The 24,491-nt window shown below is 64.4% G+C and carries 20 protein-coding genes and 1 tRNA gene; 18 read left to right on the top strand and 3 right to left on the bottom strand.

The genetic code is table 11. From position 1 onward, the window contains the following. Window positions 1–29 precede the first annotated feature (29 nt). Complete coding sequence (locus BVH01_RS06470) at window positions 30–1,043, top strand: tRNA-dihydrouridine synthase (RefSeq protein WP_075929539.1); 1,014 nt, start codon at window positions 30–32, stop codon at window positions 1,041–1,043. Here the strand turns inward: BVH01_RS06470 and BVH01_RS06465 are convergent. Beyond that, window positions 1,027–1,773 carry an SDR family oxidoreductase gene (locus BVH01_RS06465; protein WP_075929538.1) on the bottom strand — a complete coding sequence of 249 codons (747 nt, stop codon included), beginning with the start codon at window positions 1,771–1,773 and terminating at the stop codon, window positions 1,027–1,029. The genes BVH01_RS06470 and BVH01_RS06465 overlap by 17 nt on opposite strands. 120 nt (window positions 1,774–1,893) lie before the next feature. On the opposite strand from BVH01_RS06465, the gene BVH01_RS06460 reads away from it, so the two are divergent. Further along, on the top strand, window positions 1,894–2,346 hold the full coding sequence (locus BVH01_RS06460; RefSeq protein WP_075929537.1) for an Hsp20 family protein: 453 nt from the start codon (window positions 1,894–1,896) through the stop codon (window positions 2,344–2,346). 194 nt (window positions 2,347–2,540) lie between these two features. Here BVH01_RS06460 and BVH01_RS06455 read toward each other — a convergent pair whose 3' ends face one another. Continuing rightward, window positions 2,541–5,465: a bifunctional diguanylate cyclase/phosphodiesterase gene (locus BVH01_RS06455; RefSeq protein ID WP_075929536.1), complete on the bottom strand. Its 2,925-nt coding sequence runs from the start codon at window positions 5,463–5,465 to the stop codon at window positions 2,541–2,543. 91 nt (window positions 5,466–5,556) lie between these two features. Continuing rightward, the gene (locus BVH01_RS06450) at window positions 5,557–6,462 is read right to left on the bottom strand and encodes a LysR family transcriptional regulator (protein ID WP_075929535.1); all 906 of its coding nucleotides are present in this window, start codon (window positions 6,460–6,462) and stop codon (window positions 5,557–5,559) included. Window positions 6,463–6,692: 230 nt separating this feature from the next. On the opposite strand from BVH01_RS06450, the gene leuC reads away from it, so the two are divergent. From leuC to BVH01_RS06370, 16 genes are all read left to right on the top strand, one after another. Beyond that, window positions 6,693–8,120 carry a 3-isopropylmalate dehydratase large subunit gene (leuC, locus tag BVH01_RS06445; protein ID WP_075929534.1) on the top strand — a complete coding sequence of 476 codons (1,428 nt, stop codon included), beginning with the start codon at window positions 6,693–6,695 and terminating at the stop codon, window positions 8,118–8,120. An 11-nt stretch (window positions 8,121–8,131) separates the two neighbouring features. Further along, on the top strand, window positions 8,132–8,779 hold the full coding sequence (leuD, locus tag BVH01_RS06440) for a 3-isopropylmalate dehydratase small subunit (protein WP_075929533.1): 648 nt from the start codon (window positions 8,132–8,134) through the stop codon (window positions 8,777–8,779). A 196-nt stretch (window positions 8,780–8,975) separates the two neighbouring features. After that, window positions 8,976–10,058 (top strand): 3-isopropylmalate dehydrogenase, encoded by a 1,083-nt coding sequence (gene leuB, locus BVH01_RS06435; RefSeq protein ID WP_075929532.1) that lies wholly within the window; start codon window positions 8,976–8,978, stop codon window positions 10,056–10,058. 53 nt (window positions 10,059–10,111) lie between these two features. After that, entirely contained in the window at window positions 10,112–11,224 is a 1,113-nt protein-coding gene (gene asd, locus BVH01_RS06430) for an aspartate-semialdehyde dehydrogenase (protein WP_075929531.1), read from the top strand. Between the two features lie 154 nt (window positions 11,225–11,378). After that, window positions 11,379–12,383: an aspartate-semialdehyde dehydrogenase gene (locus tag BVH01_RS06425; RefSeq protein WP_075929530.1), complete on the top strand. Its 1,005-nt coding sequence runs from the start codon at window positions 11,379–11,381 to the stop codon at window positions 12,381–12,383. Window positions 12,384–12,529: 146 nt separating this feature from the next. Next, on the top strand, window positions 12,530–15,355 hold the full coding sequence (locus BVH01_RS06420) for a FimV/HubP family polar landmark protein (RefSeq protein ID WP_075929529.1): 2,826 nt from the start codon (window positions 12,530–12,532) through the stop codon (window positions 15,353–15,355). Window positions 15,356–15,514: 159 nt separating this feature from the next. Beyond that, entirely contained in the window at window positions 15,515–16,360 is an 846-nt protein-coding gene (truA, locus tag BVH01_RS06415; RefSeq protein ID WP_371915285.1) for a tRNA pseudouridine(38-40) synthase TruA, read from the top strand. Window positions 16,361–16,441: 81 nt separating this feature from the next. Then, a complete protein-coding gene (locus BVH01_RS06410; protein WP_075929528.1) occupies window positions 16,442–17,074 on the top strand; it encodes a phosphoribosylanthranilate isomerase in 633 nt (210 codons plus the stop codon). A 172-nt stretch (window positions 17,075–17,246) separates the two neighbouring features. After that, a complete protein-coding gene (gene accD / locus BVH01_RS06405; protein ID WP_075929527.1) occupies window positions 17,247–18,131 on the top strand; it encodes an acetyl-CoA carboxylase, carboxyltransferase subunit beta in 885 nt (294 codons plus the stop codon). Then, window positions 18,128–19,435, top strand: a complete 1,308-nt coding sequence (gene folC, locus BVH01_RS06400; protein WP_075929526.1) for a bifunctional tetrahydrofolate synthase/dihydrofolate synthase — start codon at window positions 18,128–18,130, stop codon at window positions 19,433–19,435. Before accD ends, folC begins: the two co-directional genes overlap by 4 nt. Continuing rightward, window positions 19,419–20,060 carry an SPOR domain-containing protein gene (locus BVH01_RS06395; RefSeq protein WP_075929525.1) on the top strand — a complete coding sequence of 214 codons (642 nt, stop codon included), beginning with the start codon at window positions 19,419–19,421 and terminating at the stop codon, window positions 20,058–20,060. The genes folC and BVH01_RS06395 overlap by 17 nt, the downstream gene beginning before the upstream one ends. An 80-nt stretch (window positions 20,061–20,140) precedes the next feature. Further along, window positions 20,141–20,707, top strand: coding sequence for a CvpA family protein (locus tag BVH01_RS06390; protein ID WP_075929524.1), 567 nt, complete (start codon window positions 20,141–20,143; stop codon window positions 20,705–20,707). Between the two features lie 28 nt (window positions 20,708–20,735). Next, window positions 20,736–22,241 carry an amidophosphoribosyltransferase gene (purF, locus tag BVH01_RS06385; RefSeq protein ID WP_075929523.1) on the top strand — a complete coding sequence of 502 codons (1,506 nt, stop codon included), beginning with the start codon at window positions 20,736–20,738 and terminating at the stop codon, window positions 22,239–22,241. 67 nt (window positions 22,242–22,308) lie between these two features. Beyond that, entirely contained in the window at window positions 22,309–23,520 is a 1,212-nt protein-coding gene (locus BVH01_RS06380) for an O-succinylhomoserine sulfhydrylase (RefSeq protein WP_075929522.1), read from the top strand. Next, window positions 23,517–24,281, top strand: coding sequence for an SDR family oxidoreductase (locus BVH01_RS06375; RefSeq protein ID WP_075929521.1), 765 nt, complete (start codon window positions 23,517–23,519; stop codon window positions 24,279–24,281). The genes BVH01_RS06380 and BVH01_RS06375 overlap by 4 nt, the downstream gene beginning before the upstream one ends. Before the next feature lie 99 nt (window positions 24,282–24,380). Beyond that, a tRNA-Val gene (locus BVH01_RS06370) sits at window positions 24,381–24,456 on the top strand. The last annotated feature ends 35 nt before the right edge of the window (window positions 24,457–24,491 follow it).

Raw genomic sequence — 24,491 nt, 5'->3', positions numbered from 1 at the left:
GGCCTTCCCCGTTATTCGAGAGTATCGCCATGCAGATCGCCCTGGCGCCCATGGAGGGGCTGGTCGATGAAATCCTCCGCGACGTGCTGACCCAGGTTGGCGGCATCGACTGGTGCGTGACCGAGTTCATCCGCGTCACCGATCGCGTGCTGCCCAGGTCGACCTACCGCAAACTGGCGCCGGAGCTGTTCAATGGCGCCCGCACGGCTGCCGGTACGCCGCTGCGCGTGCAATTGCTTGGCTCCGATCCCAAGTGCCTGGGTGACAACGCCGCCTACGCCTGTGTGCTCGGCGCGCCGGTGATCGACCTCAATTTCGGCTGCCCGGCCAAGACGGTGAACAAGTCCCGTGGCGGGGCGGTGCTGCTCAAGGAGCCGGAGCTGCTGCACGCCATCGTGCGCGAGGTGCGCCGCAGCGTGCCGGCGGCCATTCCCGTCACCGCCAAGATGCGCCTGGGCTTCGATCACAAGGATCTGGCTCTCGATTGCGCCCGGGCGCTGGTCGAAGGGGGCGCCTCGCAGATCGTCGTGCACGCGCGCACCAAGGTCGAGGGCTACAAGCCCCCAGCCCACTGGGAATGGGTGGCGCGGGTGCAGGAGGTGGTCAGCGTACCGGTGTATGCCAACGGTGATATCTGGTCCGTCGAGGACTGGCAGCGCTGCCGCGAGGTGAGCGGCGCCGAGCACTTCATGCTGGGCCGTGGCGTGGTGGCGCGGCCCGATCTGGCCCGGCAGATCGCCGCGGCGAAGGCCGGCCAGGATGCCGGCGTGATGAGCTGGGCTGAGTTACAGCCGCTGTTGGCCGAGTTCTGGCTGCAGGCCCGCCGCAAGATCTCGCCGCGCTACGCCCCCGGGCGGCTCAAACAGTGGCTGGCGATGCTCACGCGCAGCTACCCCGAGGCGGTCGAGCTGTTCGCCCTGTTGCGGCGGGAAACCAATTGCGAGGTCATCGACGCACTGCTGGGCGTGAGCATCGCGCCGGCAGAGGTGAGCACCCTGCAAACGCTCGAAGCTGACGAGGAGGCGCTCAGCGCCCTCCGCTGACGTCGAGCAGCGAGCCGGTGGTATAGCTGGCCTGTTCGCTGGCCAACCACAGAATCGCTTCTGCCACTTCCTCAGCCTGCCCACCGCGGCCCAGCGGAATGCTGGCGGCGACGCGCGCCACCCGCTGCGGCTCGCCGCCACTGGCGTGGATCTCTGTGTCGATCACGCCGGGCCGCACCGCATTCACGCGAATGCCATCGCCAGCGAGTTCCTTGGCCAGCCCTATCGTCATACTGTCGACCGCGCCCTTGGCAGCGGCATAGTCGATGTACTCTTCAGGCGCGCCGAGGCGGGCGGCAATCGATGACACGTTGACGATCACGCCGCCACGCCCGCCCTGGCGGGTGGACATCCGCGCAATCGCCTCACGGCTGCACAGGAAGCTGCCGTACACGTTGGTGGCGAACACCCGTTGCCAGCGCTCCAGGCTCATGCGCTCCAGGCGCATCTGCTGCTCGAGCATCCCGGCGTTGTTGACCAGCACGTCCAGGCGCCCCAGGCGTGCGTCGACCTCGGTGAACAGCCGGCGAACCTGGGCTTCGTCCGCCACATCGGCCTGTACCGCCAGCGCCTCGCCGCCCGTGGTCGTGATCGCCTCGACGAGTGCGTCGGCGGCCTCACGGTTGCGCTGGTAGTTGATGACAACGCGGTAGCCTTGCCCGGCCGCCAGCCTTGCCGTGGCCGCACCGATGCCGCGGCTGGCACCGGAGATCAGCATCACCTTGCCCATCGAAAAATCTCCTTTTTCGGTCCCTTGAAATTTTTTCGGCCATCCACATTTTTATCACCGTGGGATGCCGAAGTCGGGTCCCGCACCTTATCACTCGCTGACCAATTCAGGAGATAAACCATGAGCACTGCATTTTCCATGACCCCGCTGTTCCGTCAGTCCATCGGCTTCGACCGTTTCAACGACCTGTTCGAATCGGCGATGCGCAACGAGACCAGCAGCAGCTACCCGCCCTACAACGTCGAAAAGCATGCCGATGATCAGTACCGGATCGTCATCGCTGCAGCCGGTTTCCAGGATGAAGATCTGGATCTGCAGGTCGAGCGCGGCGTGTTGACCGTGACCGGCGGCAAGCGCGCGGGCAATGGCAACGGTGAAAATGTCACCTATCTGTATCAGGGCATCGCTCAGCGTTCGTTCAAGCTGTCGTTCCGCCTGGCCGATCACATCGAGGTCAAGAGCGCCAGCCTGGTGAACGGCCTGCTCAACATCGAGCTGGAGCGCCACGTGCCGGAAGAGGCCAAGGCCAAGCGGATCCCGATCGGGGCCGCACGTCCGGCGCTGGAGAACTGATCGCTTTTGCCGGCATACCGGAAAGGCGCCCTCGCCAGGCCATGTGAAAACTACTGCGCTCGGTCATGCGGCGTTAAAAACCGGCTAAAAATGCTCATTTACAGCTCGTAAACTGCGCTTTTTCGCCGGTTTTTGCCTTGCCTGACCTTCGCTCGCTACGTTTTCACACGGCCTGTCGTGGCGCCTTTTCCGTTTCAGTGGGGCAGGCGTTGGGCGCCGTGGCTGAGCAGGGCGCGGAAGGCCGTCAGCGGCTGCGGGCGGCTGAACAGGTAGCCCTGGTAGCAGTTGCAGCCCTGGCTTTGCAGAAAGTCCAGTTGGCTCTGCTGTTCCACGCCTTCGGCGATGACCTCCAGGCCGAGGCTGAGGCCGAGGGCGACCACGGCGCGGATGATTTCCGCGTCGCTCGGGTTACTGGTGGCATCGCGCACGAACGACTGGTCGATCTTCAGTACGTTCACCGGCAGGCGCTTGAGGTAGGTGAGCGACGAGTAACCGGTGCCGAAGTCGTCCATGGCGAAGCTGACGCCCAGCTTGCGCAGGCGGTTCATCTTGGCGATGGTGTCGTCGATGTCCTCGATGACGATGCCTTCGGTGATCTCCAGCTTGAGCATGCCCTGGGGCAGCTTGTTCTGGCGCAGGCAATGCTCGACCCGCTCGACGAAATCGCCCTGGCGGAACTGCCGGGTACTGATGTTCACGCACAGGCTGAAACGCTCGTCGATGAGACCGTCCTCCAGCAACTGCGCGCAAGCGTGGCAGGCTTCGACCATCACCCAGGCGCCGACCTCCAGAATCAGTCCGCTTTCCTCCAGCACGTGGATGAACAGCGCCGGTGACTGCTCGCCAAGCGTCGGATGGGCCCAGCGCAGCAGCGCCTCGGCACCGATGATCTGGTCGGTGCGGGCGTCTACCTGGGCCTGGAAATACAGCTCGAATTCACCGCGGCTCAGGGCGGTGCGCAACTCGTTCTCCAGGCGCAGGCGTTCGCTGGCCGCGTGCTGCATGGAGCTGTGGAACAGCTGAATGGCATTGCGGCCCGAATCCTTGGCACGGTACAGGGCGATGTCGGCGCGCTTGAGCAGGTCGGCCGGCGTCTGACCGTGGTCGGGGATCAGCGCGATGCCGATGCTCGGGGTGACCTGCAGGCGATGGCCCTCGAGCAGCATGGGTTCGCTGAGCAGGGTGCGCAGTTTCTCGGCGGCCTGGCCGGCATGGGAGATGACTTCGTCGAGCGTGCCCTCGATACCGGTCAGCAGCACCACGAATTCGTCGCCACCCAGGCGCGCCACGGTGTCCTCCTCGCGCACACTGACTTCCAGGCGGGCGGTGATCAGCTTGAGCACCGCATCGCCGAATGGATGGCCGAGCGAGTCGTTGATGTGCTTGAAGTGGTCGAGGTCGAGAAACAGCAGGGCGCCACGTAGCGCGTGGCGTTGCAGCAAGGCGATCTGCTGGGTCAGGCGATCCATCAGCAGGGCTCGATTGGGCAAGCTGGTCAGCGGGTCGTGGTAGGCCAGGTGCTGGATCTGCTGCTGGGCTGCCTTGAGTTCGCTGATGTCGCGGGCGGTGACCAACAGGCACTGGGTGCTATCCAGCTCGATCGGCTCGAAGGAGATTTCCACTTCCAGGTGCTTGCCGTAGCGGTCGCGGCCGCTCATCTCGAGGCGCTGAATGTGGCCTTCCTCGCGCAGGGTGTTGAGCAGGCGCTGGCGCTGTTCCTCGTCGGGCCAGATGCCGACCTCGGTGGAGGTGCGACCGATGACTTCCTCGGCTTTGTAGCCTGTCAGGCGCGTGAAACCGTCGTTGATCTCGATGTAGCGGCCCGTGTCACGGGTGGTGATGGTGATCGCGTCCGGGCTGGAGTGAAAGGCCTTGTAGAATTTCTCCTGGCTGGCCTTGAGCGCCGACTCGGCGCGCTGCTGCTCGGTGATGTCGCGAAACTTGCTGAGCACGCAGGGCTGGCCGGCCAGTTCCAGGCGACGGCATGACACGATGCAGCTTATCAGCCGGCCCTGAGGGTCGGTCAGGTCGATGCGTTCGTCGGTGAGGTCGGTGCCGCTGAGAATCTTCAGGCGCAGTGGTGAATCCTCCGGCAGGGCCTTCCAGGGCGCGAGCTTGAAGATATTGCGCCCGGTGACTTCCGCCGGCCGCCAGCCGAACGCCTGGGTGAACGCCGGGTTGACCTCCAGAATGCGGCCTTCCGGCAGGGTGGTCACGCAGATCGGGTCGGGGCTGGCCTGGAAGACCATGGCGAACTTGCGCTCCGAGGCCTGCAGGCGCTGCTCGCGTAAGGTGCGCTCGCTGGTGTCGATCATGATGCCGGTCATGCGCACGGGCTGGCCCTGGGCGTCGCGGTGCAGCTTGGCGGTGCTTTCCAGATAATGGGTCTGGCCGTCGGCGTGTACCGTACGGTAGGTCACCTGGGAGTCCTGGCCGTTATCGGGCAGCAGGTCGCGGTAGGCCTGGCGCAGGGCCTGGCGATCCTGCATGGGCACATGGGTGAAAAAATCCGGAAAGCGGCCCTGAAAGGGTTCGTTCGCCAGCCCATGCAGCAGAGCGGCGCGTGGCGAGGCATACATGGTGTCGCTGGGGATGTGCCAGTCCCAGGTACCCAGGTCGGCCGATTCGAGTGCCATGCGCAGGCGTTCCTGACTATCGGCCAGGGCCTGTTCCTGAACGCGCTGGCGGTTGATGTCGCGTACCACGCCGAACATTCTGTTCTGGCCGCCTTCGCCAGCCTGCAGGCTGCCGGTGATTTCGATCCAGCGCAGGCTGCCGTCCGGCCATTGAATGCGATGGCGGATCGGCTCGGCCGTGGGCGAGCCATCGATCACCGCCTGGAACAGGCGCAGCACTTCGCCGCGCTCCTCCTCGGGAATCAGCCCGATATAGTCGACCGGGGCGCTGAGCGGGCGGGTCGGGTCGAGACCGAATACCTTCTGGGCGCCACGCGACCAGCTGACCTCACCGGTATCGACGTTCCAGAACCAGGCGCCGAGGCCGGCACCATTGAGGGCGGCCAATAGATGCTGGCTGTCGCGCCAGGTCTTTTCGAACTCGGCGGGGTCGAGTACCGGCACGTGGGGCAACGGTGGGCGTTTGTCGTTGGAGTTGCCCATTGACCCTTCCTCTACAAAAGCCCGGCGAGGCGGAAAGCCGGGCTATTGGCGCATGTGCAGCATGAATGCCGGCAGATGGCCGGCATGGTTGTCACGTTAGCTGCTGCCCCGGCGCTAAAGCAAGACTGTCGCGATGACTGTCGAGCAGTTGCATGAACGCTCTGGCGGCGTTCGACAGGGTGCGCTCGGTGTGCACGATGTAACCGAGCTGACGCGACAGCTGGATGCCTGGAAGCGGCAGGCGCGCCACCTGTTCATCAAGCATGGTGCGCGGCAGCACGCTCCAGGCCAGACCAATGGAAACCATCATCTTGATGGTCTCCAGGTAGTTGGTGCTCATGGCGATGTTGGGCGTCAGATCCTCGGCTTCGAACAGGCGCTGGACGATGTGGTGGGTGAAGGTGTTGCCGCCGGGAAACACCGCCGGGTGTAGGGCTACATCGGCGAGGGTCACACCCGTGCTCTGGGCCAACGGATGCTCGGGGGCAGTTACGAAATCCAGCGGGTCGTCCCACACCGGCACGGCGCGTACCGGTTCGCGGGTGTCCGGCGCCAGGGTGATCACCGCCAGCTCGGCGCGGCCGTGGAACACTTCGTCGTAGGCCACTTCCGAGTCGAGGAACTGAATATCCAGCGCCACCTGCGGGTGGGCTCGGGTGAAGGCGCGCAGCAGCGGCGGCAGGCGGTGCAGACCGATGTGGTGGCTGGTGGCAAGGGTCAGCCGCCCGGTGATCTCGCCATTGAGGTTGGTCAGCGCCCGGCGGGTGTCCTCCAGCACGTTGAGAATCTGGTAGGCGCGTGGCAGCAGGGCGCGCCCGGCTTCGGTGAGGCTCACCTCGCGGCCCAGGCGGTCGAACAGGCGCACGCGCAGTTGCTGCTCCAGGCTGGCGATGCGTTTGCTCACTGCCGGCTGAGTCAGGTGCAGGCGTATGGCAGCCTCGGAGAAGCTGCCGAGTTCGGCGATGGCGATGAAGGCGTTGAGCGTGGCGAGATCCATGGGCATTTCCGATGGTAGTGCGGGCGGTAGACGTCGATGCTATAGCAATTCCGATCGGGAATCTTCTGGATGAAAAATATGAATTTGAGTTATTCGCCAGCCGCGCATAGCATTCTCCCCATAAGCCAAAGGGCTATTGCCCAGGCATAGAAAGGCCACCTCTAGAAACCCAGCGATTGAAGCGCAGGCAGTTTTTAGAGGTGCTCGAAAGACCGATGAGGAACAGGCTAATGACCGGCAGAACGCTCTACGACAAGTTGTGGGAAATGCACGAAGTGAAGCGACGCGATGACGGCTCGTCGCTGATCTACATCGACCGCCACATTCTTCACGAAGTGACGTCGCCCCAGGCTTTCGAAGGCCTGCGCCTGGCGAGCCGCAAGCCGTGGCGTATCGATGCCAACATCGCGACGCCGGACCACAATGTGCCGACCACCCGTGCCGAGCGCCTCGGCGGCCTCGACGCCATCGCCGATGAAGTCTCGCGTATTCAGGTGCAGACCCTGGACGAGAACTGCGACGACTTCGGCATCCTCGAATTCAAGATGAACGACGTGCGCCAGGGCATCGTGCATGTGGTCGGCCCGGAGCAGGGTGCCACCTTGCCGGGCATGACCGTGGTCTGCGGCGATTCGCACACCTCCACCCATGGCGCCTTCGGCGCGCTGGCCCATGGCATCGGCACCTCGGAAGTCGAGCACGTGCTCGCCACCCAGTGCCTGGTCGCCAAGAAGATGAAGAACATGCAGGTGCGTGTCGAAGGCAAATTGCCGTTCGGCGTGACCGCCAAGGACATCGTTCTGGCCGTGATCGGCAAGATCGGCACTGCCGGTGGCAACGGCCACGCCCTGGAATTCGCCGGCAGCGCGATCCGCGAGCTGTCCCTGGAAGGGCGCATGACCATCTGCAACATGTCCATCGAGGCCGGTGCCCGCGTCGGCCTGGTGGCGGTCGACGAAAAGACCATTGCCTACGTCAAAGACCGCCCGTTCGCACCCAAGGGCGAGCACTGGGAGCAGGCCGTGGCGGTATGGCGTGACCTGGTGTCCGACGCCGATGCGCACTTCGATACTGTGATCGAACTGCGTGCCGAAGACATCAAACCGCAGGTCAGCTGGGGTACCTCGCCCGAGATGGTCTTGGCCGTTGACCAGAACGTGCCGGACCCGGCTCGCGAAAGCGACCCGGTCAAGAAAGATTCGATCACGCGCGCCCTCAAGTACATGGGCCTGGCTGCCAACCAGCCGATCACCGCCATTCAACTCGATCGTGTGTTCATCGGCTCGTGCACTAACTCGCGTATCGAAGACCTGCGCGCGGCCGCAGAAGTGGCCAAGGGCCGCAAGGTCGCCGCCACCGTCAAGCAGGCGCTGGTGGTACCGGGCTCCGGCCTGGTCAAGGCCCAGGCGGAAAGCGAAGGGCTGGACAAGATCTTCATCGAAGCCGGTTTCGAATGGCGTGAGCCGGGCTGCTCCATGTGCCTGGCGATGAACCCGGACAAACTGGGCAGTGGCGAGCATTGCGCCTCGACCTCCAACCGCAACTTCGAAGGCCGCCAGGGCGCCGGTGGTCGTACCCACTTGGTCAGTCCGGCCATGGCCGCCGCTGCCGCGGTGACCGGCCGCTTCATCGATGTGCGCGAATTGATCCAGGCCTGAGGAGAGAGATGATGAAAGCCTTCACCCAACACACCGGCCTGGTTTGTCCGCTCGACCGTGCCAACGTCGACACCGACCAGATCATTCCCAAGCAGTTCTTGAAGTCGATCAAGCGCACCGGCTTCGGTCCCAACCTGTTCGACGAGTGGCGTTACCTGGATGTCGGCCAGCCGAACCAGGACAACTCCAACCGCCCGATCAACAAGGATTTCGTGCTCAACTTCCCACGCTATCAGGGCGCCAGCGTGCTGCTGGCCCGCGAGAACTTCGGCTGCGGCTCGAGCCGTGAGCACGCACCCTGGGCGCTGGACGAGTACGGTTTCCGCACCGTGATCGCGCCGAGCTTCGCCGATATCTTCTTCAACAACAGCTTCAAGAACGGCTTGCTGCCGATCATCCTAAAGGCCGAAGAAGTCGATGCGCTGTTCGAGCAGGCCGAAGCCACCGAGGGTTATCAGCTGACCGTCGACCTCGAGGCGCAGACCGTGACCCGCCCCGACGGCGTGCAGTATGGCTTCGAAGTCGACGCTTTCCGCAAGCACTGCCTGCTCAACGGCCTGGACGACATCGGCCTGACCCTGCAGGACGCCGAGGCGATTCGCAGCTTCGAAACCGGCTACCAGCAGCGTCAGCCCTGGTTGTTCGGCGCCATCAAGTAAGTCAGAAGCGCCAACTGGTGGCGTAGAAAGAAAAGGTTACGTGTTATCAGCGAATGGGCCCGTAGCGCCTTGACCCCGTCGCCATGGACGCCGAACATGGCGCCCCTCGCGGCAGGGTGATGGCCGCGGGCCTGTTCGGGTTTTCATAGGTCGCACACGGCAAGGCCGGCGATCCGAACGTAATGAAGGAAAACGTATGAGCAAGCAGATTCTGGTTCTTCCCGGTGACGGCATCGGCCCTGAAATCATGGCCGAAGCGGTCAAGGTGCTGCGCCTGGCCAACGACAAGTTCGCCCTCGATGTCGAGCTGTCGTTCGACGAGCTGGGTGGCGCCGCCGTGGACAAGTATGGCGTACCGCTGGCCGACGAAACCCTGGAGCGCGCTCGCGCGGCCGATGCCGTGCTGCTTGGCGCCGTGGGCGGCCCGAAGTGGGACAAGATCGGCCCGGCCATCCGCCCAGAGCGCGGCCTGCTGAAGATCCGCTCGCAGCTCGGTCTGTTCGCCAACCTGCGTCCGGCCATTCTCTACCCGCAGTTGGCCGACGCGTCCTCGCTGAAGCCGGAAGTGGTGGCGGGCCTGGATATCCTCATCGTCCGTGAGCTGACCGGCGGCATCTATTTCGGCCAGCCGCGCGAGAGCAAAGTGCTCGATAATGGCGAGCGCATGGCTTATGACACGCTGCCCTACAGCGAGAGCGAGATCCGTCGCATCGCCAAGGTCGGCTTCGACATGGCCCGCGTGCGTGGCAGCAAACTGTGCTCGGTGGACAAGGCCAACGTGCTGGCCTCCAGCCAACTGTGGCGCGCGGTGGTCGAGGAAGTCGCCAAGGACTACCCGGACGTCGAGCTGAGCCACATGTACGTCGACAATGCCGCCATGCAGCTGGTGCGTGCGCCCAAGCAGTTCGACGTGATGGTCACCGACAACATGTTCGGCGATATCCTCTCCGACGAGGCCTCGATGCTCACCGGCTCGATCGGCATGCTGCCCTCGGCGTCGCTGGATGCCAACAACAAGGGCATGTACGAGCCGTGCCACGGTTCGGCGCCGGACATCGCCGGGCAGGGCATCGCCAACCCGCTGGCGACCATCCTGTCGGTGTCCATGATGCTGCGTTACAGCTTCAATCAGACCCAAGCGGCGGACGCCATCGAGCTGGCAGTCAGCCGCGTGCTCGACCAGGGCCTGCGTACCGGCGACATCCACTCGGCGGGTACGACCAAGGTCGGCACGGCGGCAATGGGTGATGCGGTAGTCGAAGCGCTGCGTAGTCTGTAATCTTCCAGGCCGCCGGGAATTGGCGGTGGTCTGTTCATATAGGTGTAGTGGTTATGAAACGTGTAGGTCTTATCGGTTGGCGGGGCATGGTTGGTTCCGTGCTCATGCAGCGCATGCTGGAAGAACAGGATTTCGATCTGATCGAGCCGGTATTCTTCACCACCTCCAATGTGGGCGGCCAGGGGCCGGCCATTGGCAAGGAAACCGAAGCGCTCAAGGATGCCTACAGCATCGACGAGCTCAAAGGCCTGGACGTGATCCTCACCTGCCAGGGTGGCGACTACACCAGTGAAGTCTTCCCCAAGCTGCGCGAAGCCGGCTGGAAGGGCTACTGGATCGATGCGGCGTCCTCGCTGCGCATGGCCGACGACGCAGTGATCGTGCTCGACCCGGTCAACCGCAAGGTCATCGACCATGCGCTGGACGCCGGCACCAAGAATTACATCGGCGGCAACTGCACCGTCAGCCTGATGCTGATGGCCCTCGGCGGCCTGTATGAAGCCGGCCTGGTCGAGTGGATGAGTGCCATGACCTACCAGGCGGCCTCCGGCGCCGGCGCCCAGAACATGCGCGAGCTGATCAAGCAGATGGGCACCATCAACGCTACCGTGGCCGATGAGCTGGCCGACCCGGCCAGCGCCATCCTCGACATCGACCGCAAGGTGGCCGAAGCCATGCGCGGCGATGCCTTCCCGGTCGACAACTTCGGCGTGCCGCTGGCCGGCAGCCTGATCCCCTACATCGACAAGGAACTGCCGAACGGGCAGAGCCGCGAAGAGTGGAAGGCCCAGGCCGAGACCAACAAGATCCTCGGTCGCTTCAAGAGCCCGATCCCGGTGGATGGTATTTGCGTGCGCATCGGCGCCATGCGTTGCCACAGCCAGGCGCTGACCATCAAGCTCAACAAGGACGTGCCGCTGTCGGATATCGAAGGCCTGATCAGCCAGCACAACCCCTGGGTCAAGCTGGTGCCGAACCACCGCGAAGCCAGCATCCGCGAGCTTGGCCCGACGGCCGTGACCGGTACCCTGAGCGTGCCGGTCGGCCGCCTGCGCAAACTCAACATGGGTTCGCAGTACCTGGGCGCCTTCACCGTGGGCGACCAGCTGCTGTGGGGCGCCGCCGAGCCGCTGCGCCGCATGCTGCGGATCCTGCTGGAACGCTGATTCGCCACCGGCGCGCTGCCAGGCGCGCCAAGAGGGTTCGTTGACGCGCAAAGGGGCGGGTAGAGGGTGATCGCTTGCGATTGCCGTCGCCCGCCCCTCTGCTTTTCGGTAGAGTGCCGGGTCTGTTTCAGCTACCCAGCGTCAGGCTCCCTTCATGACCTCTACCTTTGCTATCGCCCTTGTCGGCGCCACCGGCAGCGTCGGCGAATCGCTGCTGCAACTCCTCGAGGAACGCGACTTTCCCGTCTCCGATCTGCACCTGCTGGCCAGTGCCGAGTCGGCCGGGCGTACCCTGGCGTTCAAGGGGCGCAACCTGCGCGTGCGCAGCGTGGAGGGTTTCGATTTCCGCACCGTGCAACTGGCGTTCTTCGCCGCCGACCCATCGGTGACCCGGGCTCACGCCGAGGCGGTGCGCAAGGCCGGCTGTTCGCTGATCGATGTCTCCGGTGCGCTGCCTGCTGAGTTGGCGCCACGGGTGGTGCCTGAAGTGAATGCTGCGGCGATCGGCGGCCAGGCGCCGTTCGCGCTCACCAGCCCGTCCTCGGTGGCGGTGGCAGTCGGCCTGGTGCTCGGCGCCCTGCGCGATCAACTGCAGGTAAAACGTGTGGTGATCGATGCGGGTCTGGCGGTATCCAGCCGCGGTCGTGAAGGCGTAGCCGAGCTGGCGCGGCAAACGGCCGAGCTGCTCAATGGTCGGGCGCTCGAACCTCGACTGTTCGACCGGCAGATGGCGTTCAACGTGCTCGCTCAGGTGGATGAGCCCGATGCCGAAGGGCATGGGCAGCTTGAGCGTCGCGTTCATGCCGACGTCAAGGCGCTGCTTGGCAGCGACCTGAGCGTGGCCGTCAACTGCCATCAGGTACCGGTATTTTTCGGCGAAAGTTTGAGCCTGACCGTGCAGGCGTCTACACCTGTAGAGCTGGACAAGGTCATGGCTGCGCTGGAGGCAGCGCCAGGTATCGAACTGGTCGAGGCGGGCGACTATCCCACGGTCATCGGTGATGCGGTCGGTCAGGACGAAGTGTACGTAGGCCGCGTGCGCCGCGGCATGGACGACCCCTGTGCGCTCACTTTGTGGATTGCGTCTGATAATGTGCGAAAAGGTGCCGCTTTGAACGCCGTACAGCTGGGCGAGTTGTTGATAAAACACCACCTGTAAAAGATACTTATCGAGAAATCTGCATATCTATTCGAGCTTGGCAAATACTGAGCGCGCTGATCGTTGGCTGGGGGGCCTGCAAAGGGGCAGCCACCGATCATCTATCCTCTCGTTGTGCGAGAGCAGTCAACACAAAGGAAAAGGCTATGGTTCGGGTTCGTAAACTGGTGCTGGCTATCGCTGCGGCGACGGCGCTGTCTTCCGGTATGGCGCATGCGCTGGGTGTCGGTGAACTGACACTGCAATCGTCGCTGAACCAGCCGCTGGTGGCGGAAATCGAGCTGCTCGACGTGCGTGACCTGTCCGCCGCGGAAATGCGCCCGTCGCTGGCCTCGCCCGAAGAGTTCAACAAGGCTGGCGTCGACCGCCAGTATTTCCTGACCGACCTGAAGTTCACGCCCATCGTCAAACCCAACGGCAAGAGCGTGATTCGCGTCACCTCGACCAAACCGGTTCGCGAGCCCTACCTGAATTTCCTCGTCGAAGTGCTGTGGCCCAATGGCCGTCTGCTGCGCGAGTACACCCTGCTGCTCGATCCGCCGTTGTACTCCCCACAAGCCGCTGCTGCCCCGCAGCTGCCGGTCGCCGCGCCGGCGCCCGTACCTCGTCCGGCCCCGAATGCCGCGCCGCGTCCAGCCGCTCCGGTCGCCAGCACCCCGGCAGCACCGCGCGCCGGCACCGCTGGTGGCGACTACCGCACCAACGCCAACGACACCTTGTGGGAAGTTGCCCAGCGGGCCGGTGGCAGCGGTAGCGTTCACCAGAAGATGCTCGCCATTCAGGATCTCAATCCGGATGCGTTCATCGGCGGCAACATCAACCGCATGAAGAGCGGTCAGGTGCTGCGTCTGCCCGATGACCAGCAGATCGCGCGCCGTAGCCAGTCCGAAGCGCTGGCCCAGGTGGCCGAGCAGAACGGTTCCTGGCGTCAGGGCCGCAGTGCGCCGGCTGCCGCCGGCGCCCGGCAGATCGATGCCACGCGTCGCAACGCAGCCGGCCCAGCACCGTCCGAAGTGACCCGCGAAGACAAGCTCAAGCTGGTCGCCGCCGAAGCCGGCAAGGCCACTTCGGGCAGCGAGAGCGGTACCGCCAACAACGCCGCACTGGCCAATCAGCTTGCCGTGACCCAGGAAAGCCTGGACTCGACGCGCCGTGAGAACGATGAGCTGAAGGATCGCATGAGCGACCTGCAGAGCCAGCTCGACAAGTTGCAGCGCCTGATTCAGCTCAAGGACAACCAGCTCGCCAAGCTGCAGGCCGATGTGTCGGCGCCTGCGGGTCAGCCTGCCGGCAACGCTACCGCCGGTGCGGGTGCAGGCGCTGGCGCTGCTTCCGCTCCGGCCACCGCGCCTGTGGAAACACCAGCTGCTGCGCCGGCCGGCGAGGCGCCCGCTGCCAATGAAACCGCGCCGGAGCCGGCGCCGGTGGATCCATCGGTTGCCCAGCCCGCTGGCGAGCCGGCTGCCGAAGCACCCGCTGCGGAGAATGCTCCTGCGCCGACGCCGGAGGCTGCCGCACCCGCCGAGCCGGCTGCGCCTGCCGCCGAAGTGCCTGCCCAGGCACCGGTTGCCGCAACGTCCGAGCCGGTCGAAGAAGACAGCGCCCTCGACAACCTGCTGGCCAACCCGATGATGCTTGGCCTGATCGGTGGCAGCCTGCTATTGGCGCTGCTCCTGGTCCTGCTGATCCTGTCGCGCCGCAATGCTCGCAAGGCCGAGGAAGAAGAGGCCAGCCTGGCCACCTACGAAGAAGACACTCACCGTTTCGACAGCGATCTGGAGCTGCCAGCCGAGAGCCTGAACGATCTGCCGGATGACCAAGTGGCCCTGTCTCAGCCGGTTGGTGAAGAGCGCGTGACGGCGCAGACTGGCGACGCGCTCGGCGAGGCGGACATCTACATCGCCTACGGTCGCTTCAACCAGGCAGCCGAGCTGCTGCACAACGCGATCAACGACGAACCGCATCGCACCGACCTGCGCCTGAAGCTGATGGAGGTCTACGCCGAACTGGGTGATCGCGACGGCTTTGCCCGCCAGGAAAACGAACTGCGTGAAATCGGCGGCGCCAACGTCCAGGTCGAGCAGCTGAAGAGCCGCTACCCGGCGATGGTCGTGCTTGGCGGCACCGCTGCCCTGGCCGGCACCGCCGCTGCCGACGACCTGGACACCTTCAGCCTCGACGACCTGACCCTGGACGAGCCCGAGCAGCCAGCAGCTCCGCTGCAGCCGGCCGCCGACGATGCCTTCGATCTGGATCTGGACGCCCTCGAAGCCGAATTCGCTGCAGAACAGCAGCCCAAGGCGCAGGATGATGCCGCTCGCTTCGACGAAATCGACACCCTGAGCCTGGATTCCGACCTGGATTTGCCAGCGCAGCCACCTGTGGCGAGTCGCAACGATTCCGTGGATTTCGACCTGGATCTGGGCGACGAGCCTGCCGGTCGCCAGGAGCCGGGCGGGGAGTTGGCCGACTTCAATCTGGACCTCGATACGCCGGCCGCGCCAGCTTCCGCGCAGGACGACGACTTCCTGCTGAGCTTGGACGACGACGCCGAGAAGCCGGCTGCCGATCTCGCGGATCTGTCGTCCGCTCTGGACAGCGACAAGGGGGACGATTTCGGTCTGCCCGCCGACTTCGACCTGTCCCTCAATGACGAGCCGGCCCAGCCGAGCAGTGGCGCCAGTTTTGCCGCCCAGCTCGATGACGTGACCGCCGAACTCGATCAATTTGCCGAGAGCCTCGAGCAGCAGACGCCACAGGATGTGCAGGCCGACAATGTGCCACTCGATGAAGACGATGATTTCGACTTTCTCTCCGGCACCGACGAAACCGCTACCAAACTGGATCTGGCGCGGGCCTACATCGATATGGGCGATACCGAAGGTGCTCGTGACATCCTCGATGAAGTGATCGCCGAAGGTAACGACGGCCAACAGCAAGAAGCACGAGAGCTGATCGGCAAACTGGTTTGACGAGCAGTTGATTGGCACTGACGGCAGCCCAGGGGGCTGCCGTTTTTGCATCTGCGGCATGCAACTAATTTGGCTGCTGGCGTGGCAGCCCACTTGGGTGGCGGTATAATCGCGACATTGCAGCTTTGATCCGGTCATGACCAATTGATTAACGAACCAATGACGGCAGCCGAAATGGCTGCCGTCGGCATTTACAAGATCGCCCTGGGTGTCGAGTACCGCGGTGCTCGCTATCGCGGTTTCCAGCGTCAGCGTGACGGTGTGCCATCGATCCAGGCGTCCCTCGAAAAAGCCCTGTCCAAGGTCGCCGGTGGCGCTCCGGTTACGCTCAGTTGTGCGGGGCGTACCGATGCGCTGGTGCATGCCAGCGGCCAAGTGGTGCATTTCGACACCCGCGTCGAGCGCTCCATGCACGCCTGGGTGATGGGCGCCAACATGAACCTGCCGGGCGATATCAGCATCACCTGGGCCAAGGCGATGCCTAGCCACTTCGATGCGCGCTTCTGCGCCATGGCGCGGCGCTACCGCTACGTGATCTACAACGACCAGATCCGCCCGGCGCATATGGCCGAGGAAGTGACCTGGAATCATCGGCCGCTGGATGTCGAGCGCATGCGCGAAGCGGCCAAGGTATTCCTGGGTACCCATGATTTCAGCGCCTTTCGCGCCCGGCAGTGCCAGGCCAAGTCGCCGATCAAGACGGTCCATCATCTCGAGTTGCTGCAGTACGGCCGTTTCATCGTGCTCGATATCCGTGCCAATGCGTTTCTGCATCACATGGTGCGCAACATCGCCGGCGTGCTGATGACCATCGGCGCCGGTGAGCGGCCAGTGGAGTGGGCAGGGGAGGTACTGCGTACCGGCGTGCGGCGCACTGGCGGGGTGACCGCTCACCCATACGGGCTGTATCTCGTGCAGGTGGACTACCCGGAAGAGTTCGAATTGCCGACCCGTTACCTGGGGCCGCACTTTCTGTCCGGCCTCGAGGACGTGGCGGCGCGCTGAGCGGGGCAGGGCGCAGCAATTAGTGGCGCGCCCTGGCCGGTCATTTGTTACCATCCGGCCTTTCGCGGAGGTATTCGTCTTTTGTCAGTCGTTCGCAGCAAGATCTGTGGGATTACTCGCCTCGAGGATGGGCTCGCTGCCGTGGTGGCAGGCGCCGATGCCATCGGGCTGGTGTTCTACGCGCGCAGCCCGCGGGCGGTGTCGGTCGAGCAGGCGCGGGCCATCGTCGCCGGTCTGCCGCCTTTCGTGACCACCGTGGGTTTGTTCGTGAACATGCCGCAACGTGACATCGAAGCGGTGCTGGCCGCCGTGCCCCTGGATCTCCTGCAGTTTCACGGTGACGAAAGCGCGGCCGATTGCGAGGTGCTGGGGCGGCCTTACATCAAGGCATTGCGTGTGCGCGCGCAGGATGACGTCGCTGCGCTGGTAGATGCCTACCCGAGTGCCCGCGCCGTGCTGCTCGACACTTTCGTGGACGGTGTTCCCGGTGGCACTGGGCAAGCCTTCGACTGGGCGCTGGTACCTGCCAAACTGAGCAAGCCGGTGATTCTCGCCGGCGGCCTGACGCCCGGCAACGTCGCGGCGGCCATCGCTCAGGTGCGTCCTTACGCGGTGGATGTCAGCGGCGGCGTGGAGGCGAGCAAGGGCATCAAGGATGCCGCCAAGGTCAAAGACTTCGTGCGTGCCGTGCGCGCGGTTGGAGAGTCGATGTGACGGCGCCGCTCAGCGAGCCGTCCATACTCCTATCGCCGCGAACAGTGCGCGCTTTTTTCGTGGTCGAAGCAGGTGGCGGGCATCGGGCCGGCCCCAGCGGCGACCGCTTTGTGAATTCGCTTGTCATGTGCAGCAAGCATGTTGAAGCCTACAGCGTTGGAGAATTGAGAGCATGAGCAACTGGCTGGTAGACAAACTGATCCCCTCGATCATGCGTTCCGAGGTCAAGAAGAGTTCGGTACCTGAAGGCCTGTGGCACAAGTGCCCATCCTGCGAGGCCGTGCTGTACAAGCCTGAGCTGGAAAAGACCCTGGACGTTTGCCCCAAGTGCAACCACCACATGCGCATCGATGCCCGCGCCCGCCTGAACATCTTCCTGGATGCCGAGGGTCGTGAGGAGATCGGGGCTGATCTGGAACCGTCCGACCGCCTGAAATTCCGCGACAGCAAGAAGTACAAGGATCGCCTGGTCGCTGCCCAGAAGCAGACCGGTGAAAAGGACGCGCTGATTTCCATGAGCGGCAGCCTGGAAGGCATGCCGGTGGTGGCCTGTGCTTTCGAGTTCGCCTTCATGGGTGGCTCCATGGGCTCCATCGTCGGTGAGCGTTTCGTGCAGGCCGCCAACGTGGCACTGGAAAAGCGTTGCCCGTTCATCTGCTTCGCCGCCTCCGGTGGTGCGCGCATGCAGGAAGCGCTGATCTCGCTGATGCAGATGGCCAAGACCTCGGCGGTACTGGCGCGTCTGCGTGAAGAGGGTATTCCCTTCGTATCGGTGCTGACCGACCCGGTGTATGGCGGCGTTTCCGCCAGCCTGGCGATGCTGGGTGACGTAATCGTCGCCGAGCCGAAGGCGCTGATCGGCTTCGCTGGCCCGCGGGTCATCGAGCAGACGGTTCGCGAGAAGCTGCCGGAAGGCTTCCAGCGCAGCGAGTTCCTCATCGAGCACGGCGCCATCGACATGATCATCCATCGTGCCGAACTGCGTCCGCGTCTGGCTCGTCTGCTGGCGCAGTTCACGCACCAGCCGTCTCCTGCTGCACTGCCGGTCAGCGCATGACCGAGCGCTCCCTGGCCGAGTGGCTGGCGTACCTGGAGCGTCTGCATCCGAGCGCCATCGACATGGGCCTGGAGCGCTCCCGGGAGGTCGCGGCGCGCCTCGGCCTTTCCAGGCCGGCGCCGCGTGTCATCACGGTCACCGGCACCAATGGCAAGGGCTCGACCTGCGCCTTTCTAGCTGCCTTGCTGCGCACCCAGGGCCTGAAGGTCGGGGTGTACAGCTCGCCGCACCTGCTGCGTTACAACGAGCGGGTACAGATCGATGGTGAGCAGGTCAGCGATGCAGGCCTGTGCGAGGCCTTCGCGGCCGTCGAGGCGGCCCGCGGCGAAACCTCGCTGACCTATTTCGAGATGGGCACCCTGGCGGCGTTCTGGCTGTTCGAGCGTGCCGGGCTGGATGTCGCCGTGCTCGAAGTCGGCCTGGGCGGGCGTCTGGATGCGGTGAACCTGGTCGATGCCGACCTCGCGTTGATCACCAGCATCGGCGTCGATCATGCCGACTGGCTGGGTGATACCCGCGAGTCGGTGGCCTTCGAGAAAGCCGGCATCATGCGCGCGGGCAAACCGGCGCTGTGTGGCGATTTCGATCCGCCGCTGCCGCTGCTCGAACGGGTTGCCGAGCTGGATTGCCCGTTGTTCCTGCGCTGCCGGGACTTCGATCTCAGCGTCAGCGAATCAGGCTGGAGCTGGTATGGGCTGACGGCCACTGGCGAGGTGCTGCGCCTGGACGATCTGCCGCTGCTCGACCTGCCCATGGAAAACGCCGCACTGGCGTTGCAGGCCTACGCCTTGCTGGATCTGCCCTGGGGCGCCGAGGGCATCGCCGATGCCCTGCAGGCCACGCGGGTGACCGGCCGCCTGGATCGTCGTCACTTGAACTGGCGCGGCAAGTCCCTCACTCTGTTGCTCGACGTGGGGCACAATCCCCATGCCGCGCAGTTTCTTGCCGGTCGTTTGCAGGCGCGCGCCTTCGCCGGTCAGCGTCTGGCGGTATTCGGCCTGCTGGCCGACAAGGAGCTGCCTGGCGTGGTCGCGCCGCTGCTGGCCGATATCGCCCATTGGGCGGTGGTGACCCTGCCCAGCGAACGCTCGCGTCCTGCTGCCGAGCTGCATGCGCACCTGGCAGCCTGTGGTGCTCAGGTAGAGGCACATGGCAATGTCGCCAGTGCCCTCGAAGCGCAGTGCGAACGTGCGGCGGCAGGTGATGAAATTCTGCTCTTTGGGTCTTTTTTCTGCGTGGCCGAAGCCCTGATGTGGCTGGAGCGCTACGCCCAGGAGGATGTGCAGGATGGCAATGCTGGATAGTGGAACCAAGCAACGTATCGTCGGCGCGCTGGTGCTGGTCGCCCTGGCGGTGATCTTCCTGCCGATGCTGCTTTCCCGTCCCGACGAATTGCGGCACGTGGTGGTCGATGCGCCGAGCATTCCAGCCAAGCCGGTCACCCCTGAAATCGAAATGCAGCCGGTGATCGTGCCCGATCCCCAGGAACTGCCCCAGGAACCGGTACCGGGCGACAGCGCTCCAGCCGAGCAGGCTCAGGCGCCGGTCGAGCAACCCATCGTCGAGCTGCCGGCCAGCGAGCCGCCTGCGCCGACGCCGCCTCCGGCTGCGCAGCCTACCCCGAGCAAGCCTGCCGAAGTGGCGCCACCGCCGCAGAAGGCGCCGGCCGAGCGTCTGGATGTCAACAGCCTGCCGGTCAGCTGGTCGGTGCAACTGGCCAGTCTGTCCAGCCGCCCGGGCGCCGAAACGCTGCAGAAGACCCTGCGCGCCCAGGGCTACAACGCCTATATCCGCACTGCCGATGGCATGAACCGGGTGTTCGTCGGGCCGCTGGTGGAGCGAGTCGAGGCCGACCGCCTGCGTGACCAGCTCAACCGCCAGCACAAGCTCAATGGCTTCGTGGTGCGTTTCCAGCCGGAAAGCAACTGACGCTTCGCATGTTATCCGCGCTTAACCGATGGGCAGGGCTCTGCTAAAATGCAGCGCCTCTTCCATCGGTAGCCTGCATCGTGGCATTCACCTGGGTCGATTGGGCGATCATCGCCATCATCGCCGTTTCGAGTCTGATCAGTCTGAGCAGAGGCTTCGTCAAGGAAGCCCTGTCGCTCGTCACCTGGATCATCGCTGGCGTGGTCGCCTGGATGTTCGGCGGCGCGCTCTCTCAGCATCTCGAGGCCTACATAGAAACCCCGTCCGCCCGTGTCATCGCTGCCTGCGTGATTTTGTTCGTATTGACGCTGCTGGTCGGTGCGCTGATCAACTACCTGATCGGCGAACTGATCCGGGTCACTGGTCTGTCGGGTACCGATCGCTTCCTGGGCATGGTGTTCGGCGCCGCCCGCGGGGCCTTGCTGGTCGTGGTGGCGGTCGGGCTGCTTAGCCTGGGGCCGGTGCAACAGGATGCCTGGTGGCAGCAGTCGGCCTTGCTGCCGCATTTTCTGCTGGTTGCAGATTGGTCGAAGAACCTCATATTGGGTGTGTCCAGCGAGTGGCTGGCCAGCGGTATACGCGAGCCGGTCGAGCTGCCGTTCAAAGAGGTGCTGCAGGGGGCTTCTCCTGTCGGCACCGGTAAATAGTCGTTTCACTGAGTAGGGGTTGCGTCACATGTGTGGCATTGTCGGTATCGTCGGTAAATCGAACGTCAATCAGGCGCTGTATGACGGCCTCACCGTCCTCCAGCACCGCGGCCAGGATGCTGCCGGTATCGTTACCAGCCATGAAGGGCGCCTGTTCCTGCGCAAGGATAACGGCCTGGTGCGCGATGTGTTCCAGCAGCGCCACATGCAGCGCCTGGTCGGCCACATGGGCATCGGCCACGTGCGCTACCCGACCGCGGGCAGCTCCAGCTCGGCCGAGGCCCAGCCGTTCTACGTCAACTCGCCGTACGGCATCACCCTGGCGCACAACGGCAACCTGACCAACGTCGAGCAGCTGGCCAAGGAGATCTACGAATCGGATCTGCGTCACGTCAACACCAACTCCGACTCCGAAGTGCTGCTCAACGTTTTCGCCCATGAGCTGGCCGTGCGCGGCAAGCTGAACCCCAGCGAAGAAGACGTGTTCGCGGCGGTGAAGGACGTGCACAAGCGTTGCCGCGGTGGCTACGCCGTGGTGGCGATGATCACCGGTTACGGCATCGTCGGTTTCCGTGACCCGAACGGCATCCGCCCGATCGTGTTCGGCCAGCGCCATACCGACGAAGGCGTCGAGTACATGATCGCCTCCGAAAGCGTCGCCCTGGACGTGCTCGGCTTCACCCTGATCCGCGACCTGGCGCCGGGCGAAGCGGTGTACATCACCGAAGAAGGCCAGATGTTCACCCGCCAGTGCGCGCCGAACCCGCAGCTCAAGCCGTGCATCTTCGAGCACGTTTACCTGGCGCGCCCCGACTCCATCATGGACGGCGTGTCGGTCTACAAGGCGCGCCTGCGCATGGGTGAGAAGCTCGCCGACAAGATTCGCCGTGAGCGTCCGGATCACGATATCGACGTGGTCATCCCGATTCCCGATACCAGTCGTACCTCGGCGCTGGAGCTGGCCAATCACCTGGGCGTGAAATTCCGCGAGGGTTTCGTCAAGAACCGCTACATCGGCCGGACCTTCATCATGCCGGGCCAGGCGGCGCGCAAGAAGTCGGTGCGCCAGAAGCTCAACGCCATCGAGCTGGAATTCCGCGGCAAGAACGTGATGCTGGTCGATGACTCCATCGTGCGCGGCACCACCTGCAAGCAGATCATTCAGATGGCCCGCGAAGCCGGCGCCAAGAACGTGTATTTCTGCTCCGCGGCACCGGCCGTTCGCTACCCGAACGTATACGGCATCGACATGCCGAGCCCCCATGAGCTGATCGCCCATGGCCGCACCACCGAGCAGGTGGCCGAGCTGATCGGCGCCGACTGGCTTGTCTACCAGGATCTCGATGACCTGAAGGAAGCGGTCGGTGGCGGCAAGATCAAGATCGAGCAGTTCGACAGCGCGGTATTCGACGGCGAGTACGTCACCGGCGATGTCGACGAGGCTTATCTGAATCGCATCGACCTGGCGCGCAACGATGGCAACAAGGCCAAGTCGCAAGCGGTCAGCGAGATCATCGATCTGTACAACAACTGATCGATGTTAAATGATTCAACAACCGGGCCCTTTGGGCCCGGCCTGTTTTCTGGATGAGGAAAAGGATATGACACAGGATTGGGAAGCCGGTCGGCTCGACAGCGATCTCGACGGCGTAGGCTTCGACACTCTGGCGGTCCGTGCAGGCCAACACCGCACGCCGGAAGGCGAGCACAGCGAAGCGCTGTTCCCGACTTCCAGCTACGTGTTTCGTACCGCTGGCGATGCCGCGGCGCGTTTCGCCGGTGAGGTGCCGGGCAACGTCTATTCGCGTTACACCAACCCGACGGTGCGTGCCTTCGAAGAGCGCATCGCGGCCATGGAGGGCGCCGAGCAGGCGGTCGCCACGGCGTCGGGCATGTCGGCGATCCTGTCCATCGTCATGAGTCTGTGCAGCGCCGGTGATCACGTGCTGGTCTCGCGCAGCGTGTTCGGCTCGACCATCAGCCTGTTCGAGAAGTATCTCAAGCGCTTTGGTGTACAGGTCGACTATGTGCCGCTGGCCGACCTCGAGGGCTGGGCCGCCGCCTTCAAGCCGAACACCAAGCTGCTGTTCGTCGAGTCGCCCTCCAACCCCCTGGCCGAGCTGGTCGACATCGCGGCCCTGGCGGCCATCGCTCATGAGAAGGGCGCACTGCTGGCGGTGGACAACTGCTTCTGCACGCCAGCGCTGCAGCAGCCGCTGAAGCTCGGCGCGGACATCGTCATGCACTCGGCCACCAAGTACATCGATGGCCAGGGCCGTGCGATGGGCGGCGTGGTAGCCGGCAGCGCCAAGCTGATGACCGAAGTAGTGGGCTTCCTGCGTACCGCTGGGCCGACCCTCAGCCCGTTCAACGCCTGGATTTTCCTCAAAGGCCTGGAGACCCTGCGCATCCGCATGCAGGCGCACTGCAGCACGGCGTTGGAGCTGGCGCGCTGGCTGGAGCAGCAAGGCGGTATCGAGAGGGTGCACTACGCCGGGCTCACCAGCCATCCGCAGCACGAGCTGGCTGCGCGCCAGCAAAGCGCCTTCGGAGCGGTGGTCAGCTTCGAGGTCGAGGGTGGCAAGGAGGGCGCCTGGCGCTTCATCGATGCCACGCGGGTGATTTCAATCACCACCAACCTGGGCGATACCAAGACCACCATTGCCCATCCGGCGACCACCTCCCATGGGCGCCTGTCGCCGCAGGAGCGCGAGAATGCCGGGATTCGTGACAGCCTGATTCGAGTAGCCGTCGGCCTGGAAGACATCGCCGATCTCAAGGCCGACCTGAGCCGAGGTTTGCAGGCGCTGTGAGTGCTGTCGGCGAGGGTGCTCACGGCCGCGTTGCGCTGGTCACCGGTGCTGCGCGTGGCATCGGTGAAGGTGTCGCGCGCTGGTTGCTGGAGCATGGCTGGCGGGTGGCGCTCTGCGATTTGGCGGACGGTCGGGGCGCGGCGCTCGCTGCGGGCCTCGGCAGCAACGCGATGTTCGTAGCCATGGACGTGGCGGACGAGCGTCAGGTCGCTCACGGTGTGGCAGCGGTCATCGAGCGCTTCGGCAGGCTGGATGCGCTGGTGTGCAACGCCGGGGTCGCCAGCCCCCATTGCGGGCCGCTGCAAGAGCTGTCGCTGGAGCACTGGAACCAGGTATTGGCGATCAATCTGAGCGGGCCGATGCTGTTGGCCAAGCACTGCGCGGCGCACCTGGGTGCAACGGGGGGCGCCATCGTCAATATGGCGTCGACCCGCGCCAGCCAATCCGAGCCTGAGAGCGAAGCCTATGCGGCGAGCAAGGGTGGGCTGATAGCCCTCACGCACGCCTTGGCGGTCAGCCTAGGCCCGAGCATTCGGGTGAATGCGGTGAGCCCAGGCTGGATCGATTCCCGTGATGCGGCGCAGCGCGCCAGTGAGCCGCTGAGCGCCGAGGATCACGCGCAGCATCCTGTCGGGCGGGTAGGGCAGGTCGAGGACGTGGCGGCGCTGGTGGCCTGGTTGTTGTCGCCCGAAGCGGGCTTCGTGACGGGCCAGGACTTCGTCACCGACGGCGGCATGACGCGCAAGATGATCTACCGCTGAGGCGTGGTCGGGTGCATCGCGTCTTTTTTGAAAAAAATTCAACGCCGGCCTTGACTTAGGTCGGGTGCCCGCGTAAATTTCGCGTCCTCGCAAGGCCAAGGGTGATTAGCTCAGCCGGGAGAGCATCTGCCTTACAAGCAGAGGGTCGGCGGTTCGATCCCGTCATCACCCACCACTTGCCTTGAGAGAATCGGACGTAAGTCCACCGAC

Origin of the sequence: Pseudomonas sp. PA1(2017) (genome assembly GCF_001945375.1) — a bacterium.
Lineage (GTDB): Bacteria > Pseudomonadota > Gammaproteobacteria > Pseudomonadales > Pseudomonadaceae > Aquipseudomonas.
Note: the sequence above shows the minus strand (reverse complement) of the source record. Positions and strands in the feature narration are given on the sequence as shown.

Bases quoted from the DNA above. Each gene is read 5' to 3' on its own strand.
- accD (WP_075929527.1), top strand. From the start codon at position 17,247: ATGAGCAACTGGCTGGTAGACAAACTGATCCCCTCGATCATGCGTTCC.
- asd (WP_075929531.1), top strand. From the start codon at position 10,112: ATGAAACGTGTAGGTCTTATCGGTTGGCGGGGCATGGTTGGTTCCGTG.
- leuB (WP_075929532.1), top strand. From the start codon at position 8,976: ATGAGCAAGCAGATTCTGGTTCTTCCCGGTGACGGCATCGGCCCTGAA.
- BVH01_RS06450 (WP_075929535.1), bottom strand. From the start codon at position 6,462: ATGGATCTCGCCACGCTCAACGCCTTCATCGCCATCGCCGAACTCGGC.
- purF (WP_075929523.1), top strand. From the start codon at position 20,736: ATGTGTGGCATTGTCGGTATCGTCGGTAAATCGAACGTCAATCAGGCG.
- BVH01_RS06425 (WP_075929530.1), top strand. From the start codon at position 11,379: ATGACCTCTACCTTTGCTATCGCCCTTGTCGGCGCCACCGGCAGCGTC.
- BVH01_RS06395 (WP_075929525.1), top strand. From the start codon at position 19,419: ATGGCAATGCTGGATAGTGGAACCAAGCAACGTATCGTCGGCGCGCTG.
- BVH01_RS06460 (WP_075929537.1), top strand. From the start codon at position 1,894: ATGAGCACTGCATTTTCCATGACCCCGCTGTTCCGTCAGTCCATCGGC.
- BVH01_RS06420 (WP_075929529.1), top strand. From the start codon at position 12,530: ATGGTTCGGGTTCGTAAACTGGTGCTGGCTATCGCTGCGGCGACGGCG.
- BVH01_RS06455 (WP_075929536.1), bottom strand. From the start codon at position 5,465: ATGGGCAACTCCAACGACAAACGCCCACCGTTGCCCCACGTGCCGGTA.
- BVH01_RS06465 (WP_075929538.1), bottom strand. From the start codon at position 1,773: ATGGGCAAGGTGATGCTGATCTCCGGTGCCAGCCGCGGCATCGGTGCG.
- BVH01_RS06470 (WP_075929539.1), top strand. From the start codon at position 30: ATGCAGATCGCCCTGGCGCCCATGGAGGGGCTGGTCGATGAAATCCTC.
- BVH01_RS06380 (WP_075929522.1), top strand. From the start codon at position 22,309: ATGACACAGGATTGGGAAGCCGGTCGGCTCGACAGCGATCTCGACGGC.
- truA (WP_371915285.1), top strand. From the start codon at position 15,515: ATGACGGCAGCCGAAATGGCTGCCGTCGGCATTTACAAGATCGCCCTG.
- leuD (WP_075929533.1), top strand. From the start codon at position 8,132: ATGAAAGCCTTCACCCAACACACCGGCCTGGTTTGTCCGCTCGACCGT.
- folC (WP_075929526.1), top strand. From the start codon at position 18,128: ATGACCGAGCGCTCCCTGGCCGAGTGGCTGGCGTACCTGGAGCGTCTG.
- leuC (WP_075929534.1), top strand. From the start codon at position 6,693: ATGACCGGCAGAACGCTCTACGACAAGTTGTGGGAAATGCACGAAGTG.